The sequence below is a fragment of the Streptomyces sp. CB02058 genome, assembly GCF_001905505.1.
Taxonomy (GTDB): Bacteria; Actinomycetota; Actinomycetes; order Streptomycetales; family Streptomycetaceae; genus Streptomyces.
In genome coordinates, this window is sequence record NZ_LIPG01000001.1 from 168,415 (window position 1) to 184,096 (window position 15,682).

Below are 15,682 nucleotides of genomic sequence, written 5' to 3' on the forward strand. Positions count from 1 at the left end.
CCCTGTGCGGCGGGTCCCGGCCTCTCAGGCCGAGGCCCGCCGCACGAGTGTGGTCGGTGTGATCACCGAGTCGGGGGTGTTCGCCCCGTCACGGTCCTTGCGCAGACCGCGCAGCAGCAGCCGGGCCATCAGCCGCCCCTGGCCCTCGATGTCCTGCCGGACGGTGGTCAGCGGCGGGTCGCAGGCCTCGGCCACCGAGTCCATGTCGTCGAACCCGACGAGCGCCACCTGCCCGGGCACCGTGATCCCGTGCTCGCGCAGCACCCGCAGCGCGCCCGTGGCCATCAGGTCGTTGGCCGCGAACACCGCGTCCAGATCGGGCCGGCGCTCCAGCAGTTCCGACATCGCCCGCGCCCCGCTCTCCACGGTGAACGCCCCCTCGGCGACGAGCGTAGGGTCCGTCTCCAGCAGGACGTCCCGGTAGCCGTCGAGACGGTCCACCGCCGAAGTCTGGTCGGGCGGCCCCCCGATGTACGCGATCCGCTTCCGCCCCAGGTCGCGGAGGTACTGCACGGCCACCCGCGCTCCGCCCCGGTTGTCGGCGTCCACGTACGGCACGGCCTGCTCGCCCGGGGCGGCGGTCCAGCTCGGCCGCCCGCCGTACACCGTCGGTATCCCGGCCCGCCGGGTGATCGCGGGCAGCGGGTCGTCGGTGTGGAGGGAGAACGCGAGGGCCCCGTCGACATGGCCGCCGGACAGATAGCGCGCGATCCGGTCGAAGTCCTCGGGGCCTTCCACGATCAGCAGCACGAGCTGGATGTCGTGGGCGGCCAGCTCCTTGCTGATGCCACGGAGCTGCTGGGAGAAGAACGGGTCCGAGAAGATCCGGATCTCGGGTTCCGTGATGACCACGGCCACCGCGCTGGCTCGCCGGGTGACGAGCGTCCGTGCGGCGTGGTTGGGGATGTAGCCGAGCTCGTCGACGGCCCGGAGCACCTTGTCGACCAGCGGTTTGCGGACGCCCTCGCCCCCGTTGACGACCCGGGACGCGGTGGCCCTGGAGACACCCGCGAGCGCCGCGACGGCTTCCAGGGTGGGCCGGGACCCGGGATGCTGCTCGGCCAAGGCGGGCGCTCCTCGCTGCTGGGCGGCGGCACGGGCAGACGTGCGCCGCCGGATCGCCTACAGCCTATCGCCGGGGTGGGACAGCGGGCTGAGAGCGCTTCCAATCGGCGGCCGGGCGGTGCAGTTGCGGGCGACCGTCACCCCGCGGGGGCGATCAGGACGCAGAGCGGAGTGCCCTCGTCGGGGTCACCGACGTAGGTCCAGAGCTTGAGCTTCCCGCCGTCCCGCAGGGCCAGATAGGACGTGGTGGCCGTGCTGTCGGTGTCGAACGACACGGTGATCTCGCTCCCTCCGTCGTCCTCCCAGGACTCCCAGGTGCCGGAGCCCGACCGGGGCGCGTCCTCGCCGTCGATGATGTCGTGGTCGCTGCACACACGGTCGGCGAGGACCGTGCCGTCCGGCTTCAGTTCCAGCGTGCCGCCGTCGGTGTCGGTCCAGGTGGTGGCTGCCCGGGAGGGGGTCAGTTCGATCGGCTCACCGTCGGGGACCGGCGGGAAGGCGAGCCTTCCGCAGGCGACGAGGGCGAACACGGCGGGAGCGAGGGCCATGAGGGCCCTGCGTGAACGCGACACACGCCACCTCGGTTCTGCACAGGGCATCGGCACGTCCGGCCGGTGCTGACAGGAGCGTAGGACAGGGTGGGGAGCCCCGGTCGTCCGGGGCAGGTCGGCGCCGGGCCCTGGAGGAGCCCCGGCTGTCCGTGGATACGACGCCGGCCCCCGGGAGGAGTCCCGGGGGCCGGCGTTCGTGCTGCGGGCCGCTGGTCAGCGGTGTGCGAACTGAGGGCCGCTGGTCGGCCGGTGTGCGGACCGCGGCTCGTCGGTCAGCCGGTGTGCGACCTGCGGCGGCGCATCCACCAGGTGAGTGCCGCGCCTCCCACCGCGAGTACGGCGGCGATCCCCGCGATCAGCCCGACCGGTGTGCTGGAGCCGGTGTCGGCGAGGTCGCCGTCCGGGTCCTGGGAGGGCGCAGGTGTGCCGCCGGCGGGGTTGCTGGGCTTACTGGACGGCGTGCCGGACGGTGCCGGGGTGCTCGGCCCGTCCGAGGGCGTCGGCGTCGGGGTCGGCGTGGGGACGGGGTCCTCGTCGCCTCCGCCCGTCTGTCCGGAGCCGTTGCCGCCGATGAGGGCGGTGCCGGAGTCCCGGTAGGCGGTCTCCGCCTTCACCGACGTCCTGGTGTCCTTGTCCAGGCGCGGGTGCTCCAGGTCGAAGCGGACCCGGGTGATGTTGCGCTTGGGGGACTTGGAGAAGTCGACGCCGCCCATGACACAGGTCTTGTTCTCACCCGCGATGTTGCAGGGGTAGCTGTAGTCGCCCTCGGTGTAGGACTTCATGTAGGCGTCCCACGTCTGCCTCGGCGTCCAGCCCTTGTGCTCGGCGCTCATCGGCCACCGCGCCACGTCGTCGCTGTTGATGATCGGGCGGAAGTCGGTGGCGTGGTCCTTGTCCTGGTCGCGGAGGTACTCGGCGGCGACCCGGGAGGAGTAGACGCGGCGCAGATCGGCGTAGGCCGTGCCCTCGTTCACCTTCTTCTCCACGTCGGGGATGACGTAACGCTCCACCAGGCGCTGCGAGGTGCGGATCTGGGCCTCGGTCAGCGTGCACGAGCCGTTCGGCGACGGGTGGTCGACGGACTGCGGCTCCGAGTTGACCTTCAGCGGGGCGTCGAGGATGTAGACGCCGTCGTCCTCCACGCGGACCTGGGCGGTCTTGGGCACGATCCACAGGCGGATCTGGTGCCCGCAGGGGATGTTCGCCGCGTTCATGGCGTCCCAGTACTGCTTGCCGATGCCCTGGCGCGGGTCCATGTCCCTGGCGTAGTCGTGCTTCATCTCCAGGTCGGCGTCGAGGAGCACACGGCCCGCGTCGGTCTTCCCGAACGTCTTGTCCATGATCTTGTCGGGCTGGTCCGGGTTGAGGTTGACCCAGAACTTGTCCGGGGTCAGCGCCAGCCAGGTGAACATGGCGTCGGAGGCGAGCTGGAGCTTGGCCTTGCCGCCCCAGCCGGGGTTGTTCTCGGGGTCCTTGGCGTAGTCGGCCTTGAAGGAGTAGTCCATGCCCTTGCCCTTGACGGGGCTGCCGACGTAGTTCAGCTCCAGGGTGGAGAAGTCGATGCCGCCCGGGCCACCGCGCCCGAAGACCCCGTTGCCGTTGGCGTTCCTGTACTGGTGCTGGATCTGCTTGGCGGTGCCGGGGGTCGATCCGGAGCGGTAGGCGGCGTCACTGATCGGCCCGACGGAACCCACCCGGCGCGGATCCGGATTCATGATGGGGTTGTAGCGGGTGTACTGGTTGGGCCGCCACCTGGGCGCGCCCTGGGAGCGGTGCTCCCTGACGGTCGCCTGGTTCTGGGAGCCGCGTTCGGCCGCGAGCTGCCGGTTGAGCTTGTCGTACTGCTTGACCGTGTTCTTCGCTGTCTCGTTGCCGGTGATCAGGCGCAGCTTGTGGTCGCTGTACTCCTTGTTCCGCAGGATGTGGCTGTCGTAGCGGAGCTGCTTCGGGATGTGCTTGCCGTTGGACTTGAACTCGACGAGTTCCTTGGTCTTCGCGTTGTACGCGTCGTACTTGCGGACGGCCTGCTTGCCGGTCTTCGGGTCGATGACGGGCTTGCCGTCCTTGTCGAAGACCGGGACGTTCTTCTGGCAGATCCAGTCCGGCCCGACGAGCTTGTAGTCGCGCACGACCTTGGCCTCGAAGCCGTCACCCTTGAGCCGGTTCGCCTCGTAGCCGATGAGCCGCTGGTCCAGCCAGGTGCCCCAGTCCTTGAGGCCCGTCGACTTGCCGGCCTGGGCGTTGTAGCGCGCGTAGATCTCCAGCACGCGGTACTTCGGGTTCTGGGTGTTCTCGAACTGCTTCTTCCACTTCTGGGCGTCGGCGTCCGTGTTCCCGGCGAGGTCGCTCTGGGCCGGGGTGGGCTGCTTGAGGCCGTCGAAGGCGTGGGAGGGGTTCTCGAACCAGTAGTCGTCCCACTCGTTCTGCGGGCGCTGGCTGAAGGCCTGGTTCTTTCCCTGGATGCCGGAGTTGGAGGGCGGCGAGGTGTACTCCCTGCCCAGCCACTTCTTGTCGCAGCGGATGGGCGCGGGTGCGGCCTCCGCCTGGCTCTGGAGAGCGGGCACGCCGGTGGTCAGGATTCCGGCCGCCAGGAGCGACGCGAGACAGGCCGTCATGCGGGCCCGTATGCGCATGCGTATGGGCGTACTCAAGATGGTCGTTCCCCCGTGGGGGCGCATGGGAACAGGGCGCGGACGGTGGGGCCCCCGTGACATGCCACCGCCAACTCGCACCACCGTAGGAGTCCCCAAGGCCCCTTACGCGCCGTCTTCGCGGCGAGGCGTGTGTCAACCTTGTGACCGTTCTGGGTGGTTGTGAGGGCGATGGATCACCTTCCCTACGATGAATCCATGGGTGATCAGGCAGGCGGGGGAGCCGTCCGGCAGCTCCATCCCGAGCTGGTGGAATGGCTGTCCGGACGCGAGGCGGCATTCGAGAGCTGGGCCACTGCGCTGGGCCCCCTCGAACGCTGGGACTTCAGCGCCGAATCGCTGGATGACCTGGAGGAAGTCGTACGGCGGAGGTTCCCCTCGCTGGACGACGTCGGGGCCGCGAAGGACGGGGAGTTCGTCCAGGGTGCGACCTGGTACGTCGGCGAGGCGATCCGCCGCTCCTTCGCTGCATGCGGAACGCACGATCCGCTTGTGTGGATGTACGATCCCGAACCTTTTGCGGGGCAGGCGCCTTCGGCGTTCTTCGCCCCCCGCACCCACGCCGTGTCCAACACGCCGTTCGTGGGAGCGCGGGACTCCGTGGACGGCGAGTGGGTCTACCCGCTCGGAGTGATCAACGAGCTGTACAGCACCGAGGACGAGTGGGGAGAGCCCGTCGAGCACCGTCTCCGGGGTGCGCTCCACGATCCGTACGACGACGACGACGAGTTCGAGGACGAGGACGACGGCGCGGGCGACGAGGGCTGACCCCGTTCCCCGGAGGGTCCGGTGTCGGCCCGTCCGGGGAACGGGGGCGGCGGGTCACGCCCCGGCGAACGCCGCGTGCACGCACTTCCCGTCCGCGAGAGCCTCGGTGAAGACGTCCGCCCCCAGGTCCTCGGCGATGTGCAGGCCCATGCCGCCGGTGCCGTCGCTGAGGTCCGGTGTGCGCGGGGCGGGCAGGGTGCACGAGCAGTCGGTCACCGCGATGTCCAGGACGTCGATCGTGGTCGTCAGGGTCAGGGTGCTGGGCCCGGGTGCGTGCCGGACGGCGTTCGTGACCAGTTCGGAGACGATCAGCAGGAAGTCGTCGCAGCGGTCCTGTGCGAGTGAGGGCCATGACCAGCGGAGGAACCCGGCTGTCGCGCGGCGGGCGTGCGAGGGTGCCTCCGGCCCGGAGGGCAGCGGGATCGAGAGCGTGCCCGCCGTGATGGCCGGCGAAGTGGGCGATGACGGTGGTGCGGTCAGGGTGGTCATGGCGATGTCCCGAGGATGACGCGGCGCCGTGGTGGGGCCGGAGGGGTCGGGGTGACGGATGTGACGAGGGGGTTCCCGGGCCTCGGCCCGGGAACCCCGCGTCGAACCGGTGTGACGGCGGATCACTTGTGGTGGCAGGACCAGTGGCCCTTCACCCAGTGCGTGTCCCAGTGGCCGGGGACGTAGACGTTCTTCCAGTGGCCCTTGTGCGACGTGTGGTGGTGCTTGTCCTTGTGGTCGTGACGGTGGTCGCTCTGCCACCTCTTCTCCCAGTGGCCCTTGACCCACTTCTTCTCCCAGTGCCCCTTCTTCCAGGTGCAGCGGTCGTTGTGGTCGTGGTGGCTGCTGGTGGACGAGGTCGAGACGGTGGGGGCAGGGGCGGCGGTCGCCGTCCCGGCGGCTGCCAGTGCGCCACCACCTGCGAGCAGGCCGGCTGTGGCCGCTCCGGCCACCATGCGGCGGGCTCGGAGTGAAAGCGTCATCGGGCTCATCTCCCTTGCGTGGATGGGCCGCTCCTTCATGCGGTGCGTGCTTCCGCAAGCGGTACGGGAGTCGATGGCGATCCCGGGCCTGTCGGTCGCGGTACTGATGTCGTGAGCGGCTTACACAAGGGATTCGGAGACGCCGGTCGGAATGTTTGGTGGGTTCTGGGGGAAATGTCCAGCTGTCAGGAGGGGAGCGGGATCGCGCCGAGCGGGACGGTGGTCGGCTGCGGGGAGCCCCCGGTGGGCTCGACGCTGAGGGCGACGGCCTCGGCGTCGTCCAACGACCCCTTCAGCAGGGTCAGTCGACGTCCCGGGTCGGCGCTGAGCAGCCCGGCCGGCACAGGGGTGCCGTCCTCCATGAACCACGCTTCGTACGTCTGGCTCGCGGGCAGCGCGGGGAGGCCCGAGACGGCGAGGGCGGCCGAGTTCTCGACCCGGGAGAAGGTGACGGATGCGGTGGCCCCGTCGGGCAGTTGCTCGCTCTCCAGCTGTGCGTCCGGTGCGGTGAGCACCCTGGTGAGGTGCTGCCGGGCCGCCTCGGCCCGCTGTGCGTCCGCCCTGGCGTCCGAGGCCTCGCGGTGCTGCCACCCGGCGAGACCCAGGCAGACCAGGATCACCGCCACCGAGGCGGCGAGGGCCATCCGCAGCGCCCTGGCCGGGCTCCGGCCCGATGTCCTGGCCCCCGACGTCCTCGGGCGGTGCTCCTGCGGGGTGGTGGCGACCGCGCTCAGGACCCGCTCCCGCAGGGCGGCGGGCGGGGTCTCGGCGGTCGACCGCCCGAGTGTGGCGGCGGTCGCCCGGAGCTCCGCGACCTCCCGGCGGCATGACTCGCACTCCTCCAGATGGGCCTCGAACTCCCCGCGCTCCTCCTCGGGCAGGGCGTGCAGGACATAGGCGGCGGAGGACTCGTGCGGGTCCGAGGTGATCACGCTTTCGCCCCCAGGCAGTCGCGGAGCCGGATCAGGCCGTCCCGCAGGCGGGTCTTGACCGTGCCCAGCGGCAGGGACAGGGAATGGGCGATCTCCTTGTAGGTGTGACCTCCGTAGTAGGCGAGGACGACGGCCTCGCGCTGGATGTCCGTGAGCCGCCGCACGCACCGCCGGACCTGCTGCCACTCCATGCGGGTCTCCACCCGCTCGGTCACCTCGTCGAACGGGGTGTCGACGCTGAGCAGGGCGGCCCTGTGCTCGCGGTCCTGGCTGGCCTGCGCGGCGCGTACCCGGTCGACGGCCCGCCGGTGGGCCAGGGTCATGATCCAGGTCATCGCGCTGCCCCGGTCGGGCCTGAAGCGCCCGGACGTCCGCCACACCTCCAGCAGCACGTCCTGGGTGACCTCCTCCGACTGTGCCCGGTCGCGCAGGACCCGGCGCACCAGTCCCATGACGGGTCCGGCGGTCACGTCGTACACCCCGGCGAAGGCTTCCCGGTCCCCCTCGGCGGCGGAGACCATCAGCTGGTCCAGGTCGTGTCTCCCCGGGCCCGGCCGGGCGTCCTCACCGCGATCGACGGAATGCACCCGGGGCCCTCGCTGACGTCTCGGTGCGCGGGCGCGGGGACTGCCGGCCCGGCGCGGTCACGGCGCAGGAATCGTGTGGCCGCGGTCGCGGGCCCACCAGCCGAATATAGGCACCGGGACCTGGGCCGGGCCCGATATGTGCACCCGAACAGTCAGTACCGACGAGTAGCGAAGCCCCGGGCGTTCAGCCCCTGGCCGGCCTTCTCCGTGCCCGCTCGGTCCGCTCGGCGCGGGGGACGAGCCCTGACCTGACCTGCGCGACACGGTCCCGCACCCCGTTGGTGGGTACGGCGCCGGGCGGCCCGGCCGGGGTGGGGGCGGCCTCGCCCCGGCAGGACGCGCACAGCCCGCCCGCCAGGGCCTCCGGGCTGCCCGGCGCGCGGCACTCGCCGCACTCCAGGGTGAGCAGAGCCGTACGCCGCTCGGGGGTGGGCCGGTGCGGCGGCAGCTTGTCGGTGAGCCGCCTGCGGAGCAGCGAGGCCGCGTGGTGCACGGGCGTGGGAAGCCCGTCGGTCAGGGCGTGCATCAGCTCGGCGGTCGTGGCGCCCCGCTCGAACCACTCGCTGACCTGCGGTTCCAGGCTCGCGCACTCCGCCGCCGACAGGCTCAGCGAGGGCGCGGTGCGCCCCAGCGCGGCCAGCAGGACGAACGCCCGTGAGCGGGTCTGCGGCTGCGGGGTCTCCCGGGGCACGTCGCCCCGTGTGAACGCCGCCCACCACGCGTCGTCCCGCGCGGTCCTGGAGAAGAACGTCCGGGTGACCCAGAGCAGGACCTCGTCGTTGGCGACACACTCGCTGCCCCGGCGCAGATGCCCGGCCGCCTGGAGCCTGTTGAGCGCGGTCCGCAGGGCGCACTGCCCGTACGGAAGGACCTTGGCGAGCGTCTTCACGGAGATGTCGGAGCCGTCGGGCAGCCGGTCGATGTACGAGGCGATGGCGGCCTCGCGGGGCGGCAGATGCCTGAAATCGGCGGCCTCGCGGGGGCGTTGGTCCGGTGCGGAACGCTTGCCGTAGCCGGGGTTCGCCATGGGGTGCGTGGAGCCGTGCGGGGGCAGGGGGGAGCACTAAACTGCTTGGCAGCCATCAGTTCGTTCGATCCGATCTTGGTGGTCAGACCCTCGCTCGGTGTTGGCGCACCGACGGGGGTCGTTCTGTCTGCGTCACTCCGCACGCTAGAGCGTCGTCACGATCCGTGGCAAGCCGACCACGAAAAGTCAACCCTTCGTGGCGAACGAGGGAGGGTGGGTGGGAAAGGACCCCTCCATCCATTCCTCTGAAAGAGCGCCCGGACTCCAGGACTTGAGCTCCGGTCAACCCGTGAGGGGGGCCTGCCCGAACGGATGATCTTGGTTGCGCACCCGGGCGTGGCGCGTCACAAGATCGCCAGGATGACCGGTGACGGCGCCCTGACCAGCAGGTCGAAGGGCGGGGGCACTTGCCTGCCGTCGACCGATCCGAGCGGGAGCGACCATGGCGAACGAGCTGAAGTACGGCGACAAGATCCACCTCCAGAACGGCTACGGCGGCTGGGCGGGCGGCTACCTGGACACCAACGGCCACAGCACCGACTCCGGCGCCAAGTACGCCGTGTCGACCGCCGAATCGCCCACCCGCGGGGAGGGCACCGGCACCTGGGAGATCCTCTCCCCGAACGGCAAGGCGACGGGTGCCCCGGTGGTCAGCGGCGACGTGATCCAGCTGCGCAACCTCTACGGCGGGGACGGCGGTTACCTCGACACCAACGGCCACGCCACGGCGGACCAGAAGAACGCGGGCGCCAAGTACAACGTCTCCACGTCCAAGGACCGGGACCGCTCGCCCGGCTCCGGCACCGGTCGCTGGCGCATCACCGCGCGGACGTCCTCGCCGACCGACGGGAACATCCGCCCGGGTGACGTCATCCAGCTGTGGAACCTCTACGCCGACCACGGCGGCTTCCTGGAGACCAACGGCGCAGGACCGGCCGGCGGCAAGTACGACATCTGCACCAACGCCTACTCCAACCGCTCGTCGGACGTGGCCGACTGGAAGGCCGTGCGCCCGTAACGGCCGTGACGCCCCGTCGTGGGGGCCGCCGGCTCCGCCCGCGGCCCCCGTGACGGTTCAGCGCGTACGGATCGAGTGGTGCGTGCCCTTGCCGATGGCCCCCAGCTTGTCGGGGTTGGCGACGTTGTGGATGGCGGAGATCCGGCCCTCGGCGTCGAAGTCGAAGGTCACCGTGGCGATCACCCGGTCCGGTGCGCTGAAGACCATGCCCGTCCCGCCGTTGATCCCGACCAGCTCGGCGCGCATGTCGGAGGGCTCGACGCCCTGGTACGACACGGTGCCGATCGCCGCGAACCAGGCCGCCACCGTGGACGCGCCCACGACCGGGCGCAGGGCCTGGCGGACCTTGCCCCCGCCGTCGGTCCACAGGGTGACGTCCGGGGACAGCAGCTCCATCAGGGAGTTCATGTCCCCGCCGGTCGCGGCGGCGAAGAACCGTTCCGTCGCGTCGCGCTGCCGGTCCCGGTCCGCGGTGAAGCGCGGGCGCCTGGTGCGGACGTGCTCGCGGGCGCGGTGGGCGGCCTGCCGCACGGCGGCCTCGGAGCGTTCCACCGCGTCCGCGATCTCGGCGTGGCTGAAGTCGAAGACCTCCTTCAGCACGAACACCGCGCGTTCCAGGGGGCTCAGGGTCTCCAGCACCACCAGCATCGCCATCGACACGGACTCCGCGTCCAGGACCCTGTCCGAGGCGTCCCCGCCGGTGAGGATGGGCTCCGGGAGCCACGGACCCACATAGACCTCGCGCTTGTGCCGGGTCGAACGCAGGCGGTCCATCGCCAGATGGGACACGATCCGCACCAGATACGCCTTGGGGTCGGCGACCTGGGAGCGGTCGGCGGCCGACCACTTGATCCAGGCGTCCTGCACCGCGTCCTCGGCATCGGCGGCCGAGCCGAGGAGGCGGTAGGCCACGGAGAACAACAGGCTCCGGTAGCGCTGGAACTGCTCCTGGTCGGTGTCCTGTTCGTTCATCGATCCCCCCGAATCCTGGTGAAGCGACCGCCGCGCGGCCAGAAGGCACCCGAGGCGGGCATCTTCTTCATCCGGCCGTAGGTCGGCCAGGGCGAGGCGGTCACCGTCTCCTTATATCTGGCCGCCGCGCGGCCCGTCAGGAAGATCCGCCTCGGGCTGTCGTCGGGCCGGGTGAACTGCACCACGGCGTCGTCGCGGCCCAGGCTCACGGGCGTGTGGTAGTAGCCGAAGCGGAAGGGCTTGGGCTGCTTGCCCTGGAGCACGCGCACGATCGACAGGGCCGCGTGCACCCCGGTCGGCATCCCGCCCTGGCAGGTGCCGTGCATGACGCCGTACCCCTGGCGGATCGCCGCCGCGTCGCCCACGGCGTAGACATCCGGGTGCGAGACCGACCGCAGGGCGGTGTCGGTGACGATGCGCCCGCGCTCGTCCACCTCCAGTCCGGCCGCCGCTGCCAGCGGTGACACCCGGGTGCCGCTCGTCCACAGGACGACGTCGGCGGCGATGTGCTCCCCGTCCGCCGACACGACCGCGTCGGGCAGCACCTTCGCCACCTCCACCCCGCTGCGCACGGCCACGCCCAGCCGGTCGAGTGCCGCCTGCAGATACGCCCTGGCCTTCGGGTTCATCGAGGCGCCCGGCTCGCCGCGCCCCACCAGGACGACATCGAGCTCCGGGTGCCGCTCGGCGATCTCCGCCGCCGACTCGACGCCCGTCAGCCCGCTGCCCGCGACCACCACGGTGCCGCTGCTCAGCCGTGCCAGCCGGCCGGCCAGCGCCTCCGCCTCCTCGGGGCCGCTCAGGGTGAACGCGTGGTCCTCGACGCCCGGAACCGCCGCCGTGTCGGCGACGCCGCCCAGGGCGTAGACCAGGTTGTCGTAGGGCAGGACCCGGTCGTCGTCGATCCGCACGGTCCTCGCGTCCGCGTCCACCGCCGTGACCCAGCCGCGCACGAAGCGCGCCCCGGTTCCCTCCAGCATCTCCGGGATGCTCAGCTCCGCGACTTCCTGCCCCGTCGCCGTCATGTGCAGCCGCAGCCGCTCGGTGAAGCGTTCCTGCGCGCTCACGAGGGTGACGGTCGCCGGGTTCGTCATCCGCCCGGCCCTGGTGGCCAGCTGGACGGCCGCGGCCATGCCCGCGTACCCCGCGCCCAGGACGACGATGTGGTGGGGGACCGTTTCCTGCGTCTTGTGCGTGTTCATGATGTCCGCCTCTTCGCTGCTGCTTCCTGATGACGGCCACGAGACGCAAGCGCGCCCCCGATCTGTGACACGGAAAAGTGTGACCTGGGTCACACTGTGTGGTCGACTCGCAAGGGGGGATCCGCGATCCCTGGACAAGTGCTGCCTTCATCCGCCTCCCGGATCGCGGCACCGTGGTGGACGAAGCCGGACGGGATCACGGGGATTCCGCCGGACCGTCACAGCCAGGGAGTACGTCATGACCCGCATCGCACTTGTCACCGGCGCCAACCGGGGGCTCGGCCGTAGCACCGCGCTCCACCTCGCGGAGGCGGGCACGGACATCGTGCTCACCTACCGTTCGCACCCGGAGGAGGCGGAGGCCGTCGTCGAGGAGGCGCGGAAGCTGGGCCGTACGGCGGTGGCGCTGCGTCTGGACACCGGGGACACCGCCTCGTTCCCCGCCTTCGTGGCGGAGCTGCGCACCGCGCTGACGGAGAACTGGGGCCGCGAGGACTTCGACGCGCTGGTGAACAACGCCGGGCACGGAGTGCACGCGCCGTTCGCCGAGACCACCGAGGAGCAGTTCGACGGGCTGATGAACGTGCACGTCAAGGGCGTCTTCTTCCTCACCCAGGCGCTGCTGCCGCTGATCGTGGACGGCGGCACGATCCTCAACGTCTCCACCGGCCTGACCCGCTTCATCGCTGCGCCGACCTCGGCGTACGCGGCGGCCAAGGGTGCCGTGGAGATCCTCACCCGCTACCTCGCCAAGGAGCTCGGCCCGCGCGGCATCTCGGTCAACGCCATCGCCCCGGGCGCCACCGGCACCGACTTCGGCGGCGGCGGGGTCCGCGACAACCAGGAGATGCGCTCCATGCTCAGCGGTGTCACGGCCATGGGCCGCCCCGGGGAGCCGGACGACATCGGCGCCGCTGCCGCCGCCCTCCTCGCCGAGGGCACCGGCTGGGTCACCGGGCAGCGCATCGAGGCGTCCGGCGGGATGATGCTCTGACGGCCTGCGTACATCGACGAGAAAGAGCGGAACCGTGGACCGAGCACAGCTCGCGGACTTCCTGCGCACCCGCCGGGAGGCCCTGCAACCGGAGGACGTGGGCCTGCCGCGCGGACCCCGCCGCCGTACCCGTGGCCTGCGGCGGGAGGAGGCGGCCGCGCTGAGCGGCATGTCCACCGACTACTACAGCCGGCTGGAACAGCAGCGAGGCCCGCAGCCCTCGGAGCCGATGCTCGCGGCCATCGCGCGCGGCCTGCACCTCACCCTCCCCGAACGCGACCACCTCTTCCGCGTCGCCGGGCACAACACGCCCTCCCGCCCAGGGGCCCTGCGGTCGGACCACATCACTCCCGGCCTCATGCGCATCCTCGGGCGACTGAACGACACCCCGGCACAGGTCATCAGCGATGTGGCGGAGACCCTGATGCAGACGCCGGTCGCCACCGCCCTCCTCGGTGACCAGACCGGCTTCACGGGGCCCGAACGCAGCATGACCTACCGCTGGTTCACCGACCCGGCGGCCCGGCTGGTCTACCCCGAGGAGGACCACCCGCTGCACAGCCGCTTCTTCGCCTCCGGGCTCCGCGAGGCCTACTCCCGGCAGGGAGCGGGAGGACGCGCGGAGGAACTGGCGGGCCTGCTGCGGGAACGCAGCGAGGAGTTCGCCGCGCTGTGGAGCACCCACGAGATCGGCGCCCCGCGCGTCGACCCCAAGCGGGTACGTCACCCGGAGCTCGGCGTCCTGAACCTCCAGTGCCAGGTGCTGCTCGATCCGGAGCAGTACCAGGCCCTCCTCGTCTACACGGCCATCCCCGGATCGGAGGACGACGACAAACTCCGGCTCCTGCCGGTGCTGGGAGCGCGGGCTGCGGGGACGTGAGCTGAGGCAGCCGGCCGTCAGTGCCCTTGGCGGCGCTGCGTGTCGAACCGGAGCAGCACCCGGACGAGGCGCCACAGTCCCGCCGCCGCTCCGAGCACCGCGCCGCCCACCAGCACTCCGTGTCGTACGGAGCCGGAGACCGGGAGGGCGAGCGTGAACACCACAGCGGGAGCGAACACCGCGAGGGCCAGCGCTCCGGCGGTGACCAGGGCGAAGGCGATCTCCACCGTCATCGCGTCCTTCTCCCACCGCGACTCACGCCCCTGGTCCATCTCGCCCCCGGTCCCTCTCGCTCCTGGCCCACGGCATGTTCCGAGGGCTGATCGAGGCGCTGCTCGGCCGATGGTCAGCCGCGCCTGAGGTCCGCGACGAAGGCCGCCCAGGCGTCCGCCCGGAACACGAGGGCCGGGCCGTCGGTGACCTTGGAGTCGCGGACGGGGACGACGTGGGGGAGGCCGTCGGCGACTTCGAGGCAGTCGCCGCCGTCACCGCCGCTGTACGTGGACTTGCGCCAGGTGGCGACCTCCAGGCAGTTGCCGCCGTCACCGCCGCTGTATGAGGACTTGTGCCAGATAGCCGTGGACAGGTCGTAGTCAGAGCTACTGATCTTCATGGTCGTAATCCTCCGCCGCTGACTCGATCAGTGCCAGTGACGCTTCTGGTGACGACGCGCTGGCTCCCAGCAGATGGTAGGTCAGTTCGTATCGTGCGACGCTCGCGGGATCGTCCTGTAGCCGCCCCATGCCCAGGCCATCGACGTACGCGAGCGGAGGTGCGTCAGGAAAGGCCATGAGTTTGAGGCCGCCGTCCAAGGCGGCGTGTGCACCTGTGGAGAATGGCAATACCTGGGCGATCACGCGGTGCTGGCGGACCAAGGTGGCCACGTGATCCAGCGCCGCCGCCATCACCCCCGGCCCGCCGACTCGGCGGCGTAGAACCGCCTCGTCCAGAACCACCCACAACAGGGGCGTCGTTGGATCGGTCAGCAGTTGGGCCCGCTCCAGCCGCGCTGCCACCAGCTCGTCGATCACGTCCTCCGTGGCCGTCGGCTGATACGCCCGGAACACCGCCCGTGCGTACGCCTCCGTCTGCAACAGGCCTGGGATCAGCAGAGGCGCGTACTCTCGGATCGTCGTCGCCAGGCGCTCCGCCTCCGCCGCCTCCGCGAAGTGGTCCGGGTACTTCGACTTCTTCAGCGCCGCGCAGTTCCGTACGAAGAAGCCGGACGCGTCCAGCACCTCGTCGAGCTTCTGGGCCTGGTCCAACTGCATGCGGCGGGTGCCGGACTCCAGCTGGCCGATGAACGAGCCGCTGACGAACAGCGGTGCGCCGAGGTCCTCCTGCGAGAGGCCGGCCGCCTCCCTGCGGTGGCGGAGTTCGGCGCCCAGGAGCGCGCGGGGTGAGGAGGAGGGGTCGAGCTTCTTGGGTCCGGGCAAGGCGACTCCCTGTTGCACACGTCCGGGTGTTGGAACTGCACCACTTCCACGGTAGCCGGGAATTGGCCACGCTGAGTAGGCATAGCCACTACTCAGCGTGGAAATGGGGAAGATCATGATGACGGCTACGGAACGGCGCAAAGAGGCAGCGGGAAGAGTGCGGGCTGCGGAGGACGCGGTGGAGCGGCTGAGGGCCGGTCTCGCGGGGGTCGGCGTGAAGCTGCCTTCGCTGCGGATCGACCCGGTCTCGTTCGCGGGGGACGAGCCCAACCCGCTCGTGGACCTCGGCCGGTGCTCGGTCGAGACGGCGCTGCGGCTGAGTGTTCAGTTGGAAGCGGCGGCGGCACATGACAGTTGAAGGACTGGAGCCGTGTACGCCGGAGCCCGGGACGTTCGCGGTGGACGGCCGTGACGGCAGGGTGGGCCGGGTGATGGGCCGCGTCGGCCCGTACGTACAGCTGCGCCCGCCGGGCGGCGGCGCCGAGTGGGACTGCCCGCCGGAGGCCGTCCGCCCCGCCCCGCCGGGGGTCGTGCTCCGGGCGCGGGTGAGGGAGATCAACCGGGAGGGGCGGCTGCCCTGAGCCGGTCGTGGGTGGGCGGCAGGCTGACCGGACGACCGCGAGGCGTT

19 protein-coding genes are annotated in these 15,682 nt (G+C 71.0%); 6 read left to right on the forward strand and 13 right to left on the reverse strand.

Going from position 1 to position 15,682, the window contains the following annotated elements:
* Positions 1-24: 24 nt before the first annotated feature.
* The 3 genes from AMK10_RS00845 to AMK10_RS00855 form a co-directional block, all read right to left on the reverse strand.
* Positions 25-1,065 carry a LacI family DNA-binding transcriptional regulator gene (locus tag AMK10_RS00845; protein ID WP_073743721.1) on the reverse strand — a complete coding sequence of 347 codons (1,041 nt, stop codon included), beginning with the start codon at positions 1,063-1,065 and terminating at the stop codon, positions 25-27.
* A gap of 137 nt (positions 1,066-1,202) precedes the next feature.
* The gene (locus AMK10_RS00850; RefSeq protein ID WP_073743723.1) at positions 1,203-1,613 is read right to left on the reverse strand and encodes a hypothetical protein; all 411 of its coding nucleotides are present in this window, start codon (positions 1,611-1,613) and stop codon (positions 1,203-1,205) included.
* 275 nt (positions 1,614-1,888) lie between these two features.
* Positions 1,889-4,267, reverse strand: coding sequence for a hypothetical protein (locus tag AMK10_RS00855; RefSeq protein WP_143194935.1), 2,379 nt, complete (start codon positions 4,265-4,267; stop codon positions 1,889-1,891).
* Between the two features lie 198 nt (positions 4,268-4,465).
* Here AMK10_RS00855 and AMK10_RS00860 point away from each other — a divergent pair, with 198 nt between their 5' ends.
* Complete coding sequence (locus AMK10_RS00860; RefSeq protein ID WP_073743725.1) at positions 4,466-5,035, forward strand: hypothetical protein; 570 nt, start codon at positions 4,466-4,468, stop codon at positions 5,033-5,035.
* A gap of 54 nt (positions 5,036-5,089) precedes the next feature.
* Here the strand turns inward: AMK10_RS00860 and AMK10_RS00865 are convergent, their stop codons facing one another.
* The 5 genes from AMK10_RS00865 to AMK10_RS00885 all read right to left on the reverse strand — a co-directional run bounded on the left by AMK10_RS00865 (position 5,090) and on the right by AMK10_RS00885 (position 8,552).
* Entirely contained in the window at positions 5,090-5,524 is a 435-nt protein-coding gene (locus AMK10_RS00865; RefSeq protein ID WP_073743727.1) for an ATP-binding protein, read from the reverse strand.
* A 122-nt stretch (positions 5,525-5,646) separates the two neighbouring features.
* Positions 5,647-6,006 carry a hypothetical protein gene (locus AMK10_RS00870; RefSeq protein WP_073743729.1) on the reverse strand — a complete coding sequence of 120 codons (360 nt, stop codon included), beginning with the start codon at positions 6,004-6,006 and terminating at the stop codon, positions 5,647-5,649.
* 185 nt (positions 6,007-6,191) lie between these two features.
* Positions 6,192-6,938: an anti-sigma factor gene (locus AMK10_RS00875; protein ID WP_073743731.1), complete on the reverse strand. Its 747-nt coding sequence runs from the start codon at positions 6,936-6,938 to the stop codon at positions 6,192-6,194.
* Positions 6,935-7,525 carry an ECF RNA polymerase sigma factor SigK gene (gene sigK, locus AMK10_RS00880; protein ID WP_073743733.1) on the reverse strand — a complete coding sequence of 197 codons (591 nt, stop codon included), beginning with the start codon at positions 7,523-7,525 and terminating at the stop codon, positions 6,935-6,937. Before sigK ends, AMK10_RS00875 begins: the two co-directional genes overlap by 4 nt.
* 184 nt (positions 7,526-7,709) lie before the next feature.
* The gene (locus tag AMK10_RS00885) at positions 7,710-8,552 is read right to left on the reverse strand and encodes a hypothetical protein (protein WP_073743735.1); all 843 of its coding nucleotides are present in this window, start codon (positions 8,550-8,552) and stop codon (positions 7,710-7,712) included.
* A gap of 442 nt (positions 8,553-8,994) precedes the next feature.
* Here AMK10_RS00885 and AMK10_RS00890 point away from each other — a divergent pair, with 442 nt between their 5' ends.
* Complete coding sequence (locus AMK10_RS00890) at positions 8,995-9,570, forward strand: hypothetical protein (protein WP_073743737.1); 576 nt, start codon at positions 8,995-8,997, stop codon at positions 9,568-9,570.
* A 57-nt stretch (positions 9,571-9,627) separates the two neighbouring features.
* On the opposite strand, the gene AMK10_RS00895 is transcribed toward AMK10_RS00890, so the two are convergent.
* Positions 9,628-10,542, reverse strand: coding sequence for an RNA polymerase sigma-70 factor (locus tag AMK10_RS00895; protein ID WP_073743739.1), 915 nt, complete (start codon positions 10,540-10,542; stop codon positions 9,628-9,630).
* Complete coding sequence (locus AMK10_RS00900; RefSeq protein WP_073743741.1) at positions 10,539-11,744, reverse strand: NAD(P)/FAD-dependent oxidoreductase; 1,206 nt, start codon at positions 11,742-11,744, stop codon at positions 10,539-10,541. The genes AMK10_RS00895 and AMK10_RS00900 overlap by 4 nt, the downstream gene beginning before the upstream one ends.
* A 238-nt stretch (positions 11,745-11,982) precedes the next feature.
* Here AMK10_RS00900 and AMK10_RS00905 point away from each other — a divergent pair, with 238 nt between their 5' ends.
* A complete protein-coding gene (locus AMK10_RS00905) occupies positions 11,983-12,738 on the forward strand; it encodes an SDR family NAD(P)-dependent oxidoreductase (RefSeq protein WP_073743743.1) in 756 nt (251 codons plus the stop codon).
* 34 nt (positions 12,739-12,772) lie between these two features.
* On the forward strand, positions 12,773-13,618 hold the full coding sequence (locus tag AMK10_RS00910) for a helix-turn-helix transcriptional regulator (RefSeq protein ID WP_073743745.1): 846 nt from the start codon (positions 12,773-12,775) through the stop codon (positions 13,616-13,618).
* A gap of 17 nt (positions 13,619-13,635) precedes the next feature.
* On the opposite strand, the gene AMK10_RS00915 is transcribed toward AMK10_RS00910, so the two are convergent.
* The 3 genes from AMK10_RS00915 to AMK10_RS00925 form a co-directional block, all read right to left on the reverse strand.
* Positions 13,636-13,890, reverse strand: a complete 255-nt coding sequence (locus AMK10_RS00915) for a DUF6332 family protein (RefSeq protein ID WP_198959599.1) — start codon at positions 13,888-13,890, stop codon at positions 13,636-13,638.
* A gap of 74 nt (positions 13,891-13,964) precedes the next feature.
* Positions 13,965-14,231: a DUF397 domain-containing protein gene (locus tag AMK10_RS00920; RefSeq protein WP_073743746.1), complete on the reverse strand. Its 267-nt coding sequence runs from the start codon at positions 14,229-14,231 to the stop codon at positions 13,965-13,967.
* Positions 14,218-15,054, reverse strand: a complete 837-nt coding sequence (locus AMK10_RS00925) for a helix-turn-helix domain-containing protein (protein ID WP_073745931.1) — start codon at positions 15,052-15,054, stop codon at positions 14,218-14,220. The genes AMK10_RS00920 and AMK10_RS00925 overlap by 14 nt, the downstream gene beginning before the upstream one ends.
* Before the next feature lie 157 nt (positions 15,055-15,211).
* Between AMK10_RS00925 and AMK10_RS00930 the strand changes: the two genes are divergently transcribed.
* Positions 15,212-15,412 carry a hypothetical protein gene (locus AMK10_RS00930; protein WP_241839453.1) on the forward strand — a complete coding sequence of 67 codons (201 nt, stop codon included), beginning with the start codon at positions 15,212-15,214 and terminating at the stop codon, positions 15,410-15,412.
* Complete coding sequence (locus tag AMK10_RS00935) at positions 15,402-15,635, forward strand: hypothetical protein (RefSeq protein WP_073743748.1); 234 nt, start codon at positions 15,402-15,404, stop codon at positions 15,633-15,635. Before AMK10_RS00930 ends, AMK10_RS00935 begins: the two co-directional genes overlap by 11 nt.
* Positions 15,636-15,682 lie beyond the last annotated feature (47 nt).

What these genes read in the sequence shown, in the direction of transcription:
- AMK10_RS00885 (WP_073743735.1), bottom strand. Translation starts at nt 8,552, where the DNA reads ATGGCGAACCCCGGCTACGGCAAGCGTTCCGCACCGGACCAACGCCCC.
- AMK10_RS00895 (WP_073743739.1), bottom strand. Translation starts at nt 10,542, where the DNA reads ATGAACGAACAGGACACCGACCAGGAGCAGTTCCAGCGCTACCGGAGC.
- AMK10_RS00865 (WP_073743727.1), bottom strand. Translation starts at nt 5,524, where the DNA reads ATGACCACCCTGACCGCACCACCGTCATCGCCCACTTCGCCGGCCATC.
- AMK10_RS00860 (WP_073743725.1), top strand. Translation starts at nt 4,466, where the DNA reads ATGGGTGATCAGGCAGGCGGGGGAGCCGTCCGGCAGCTCCATCCCGAG.
- AMK10_RS00900 (WP_073743741.1), bottom strand. Translation starts at nt 11,744, where the DNA reads ATGAACACGCACAAGACGCAGGAAACGGTCCCCCACCACATCGTCGTC.
- AMK10_RS00905 (WP_073743743.1), top strand. Translation starts at nt 11,983, where the DNA reads ATGACCCGCATCGCACTTGTCACCGGCGCCAACCGGGGGCTCGGCCGT.
- AMK10_RS00915 (WP_198959599.1), bottom strand. Translation starts at nt 13,890, where the DNA reads ATGGACCAGGGGCGTGAGTCGCGGTGGGAGAAGGACGCGATGACGGTG.
- AMK10_RS00850 (WP_073743723.1), bottom strand. Translation starts at nt 1,613, where the DNA reads ATGGCCCTCGCTCCCGCCGTGTTCGCCCTCGTCGCCTGCGGAAGGCTC.
- AMK10_RS00890 (WP_073743737.1), top strand. Translation starts at nt 8,995, where the DNA reads ATGGCGAACGAGCTGAAGTACGGCGACAAGATCCACCTCCAGAACGGC.
- AMK10_RS00920 (WP_073743746.1), bottom strand. Translation starts at nt 14,231, where the DNA reads ATGAAGATCAGTAGCTCTGACTACGACCTGTCCACGGCTATCTGGCAC.
- AMK10_RS00935 (WP_073743748.1), top strand. Translation starts at nt 15,402, where the DNA reads ATGACAGTTGAAGGACTGGAGCCGTGTACGCCGGAGCCCGGGACGTTC.
- AMK10_RS00870 (WP_073743729.1), bottom strand. Translation starts at nt 6,006, where the DNA reads ATGACGCTTTCACTCCGAGCCCGCCGCATGGTGGCCGGAGCGGCCACA.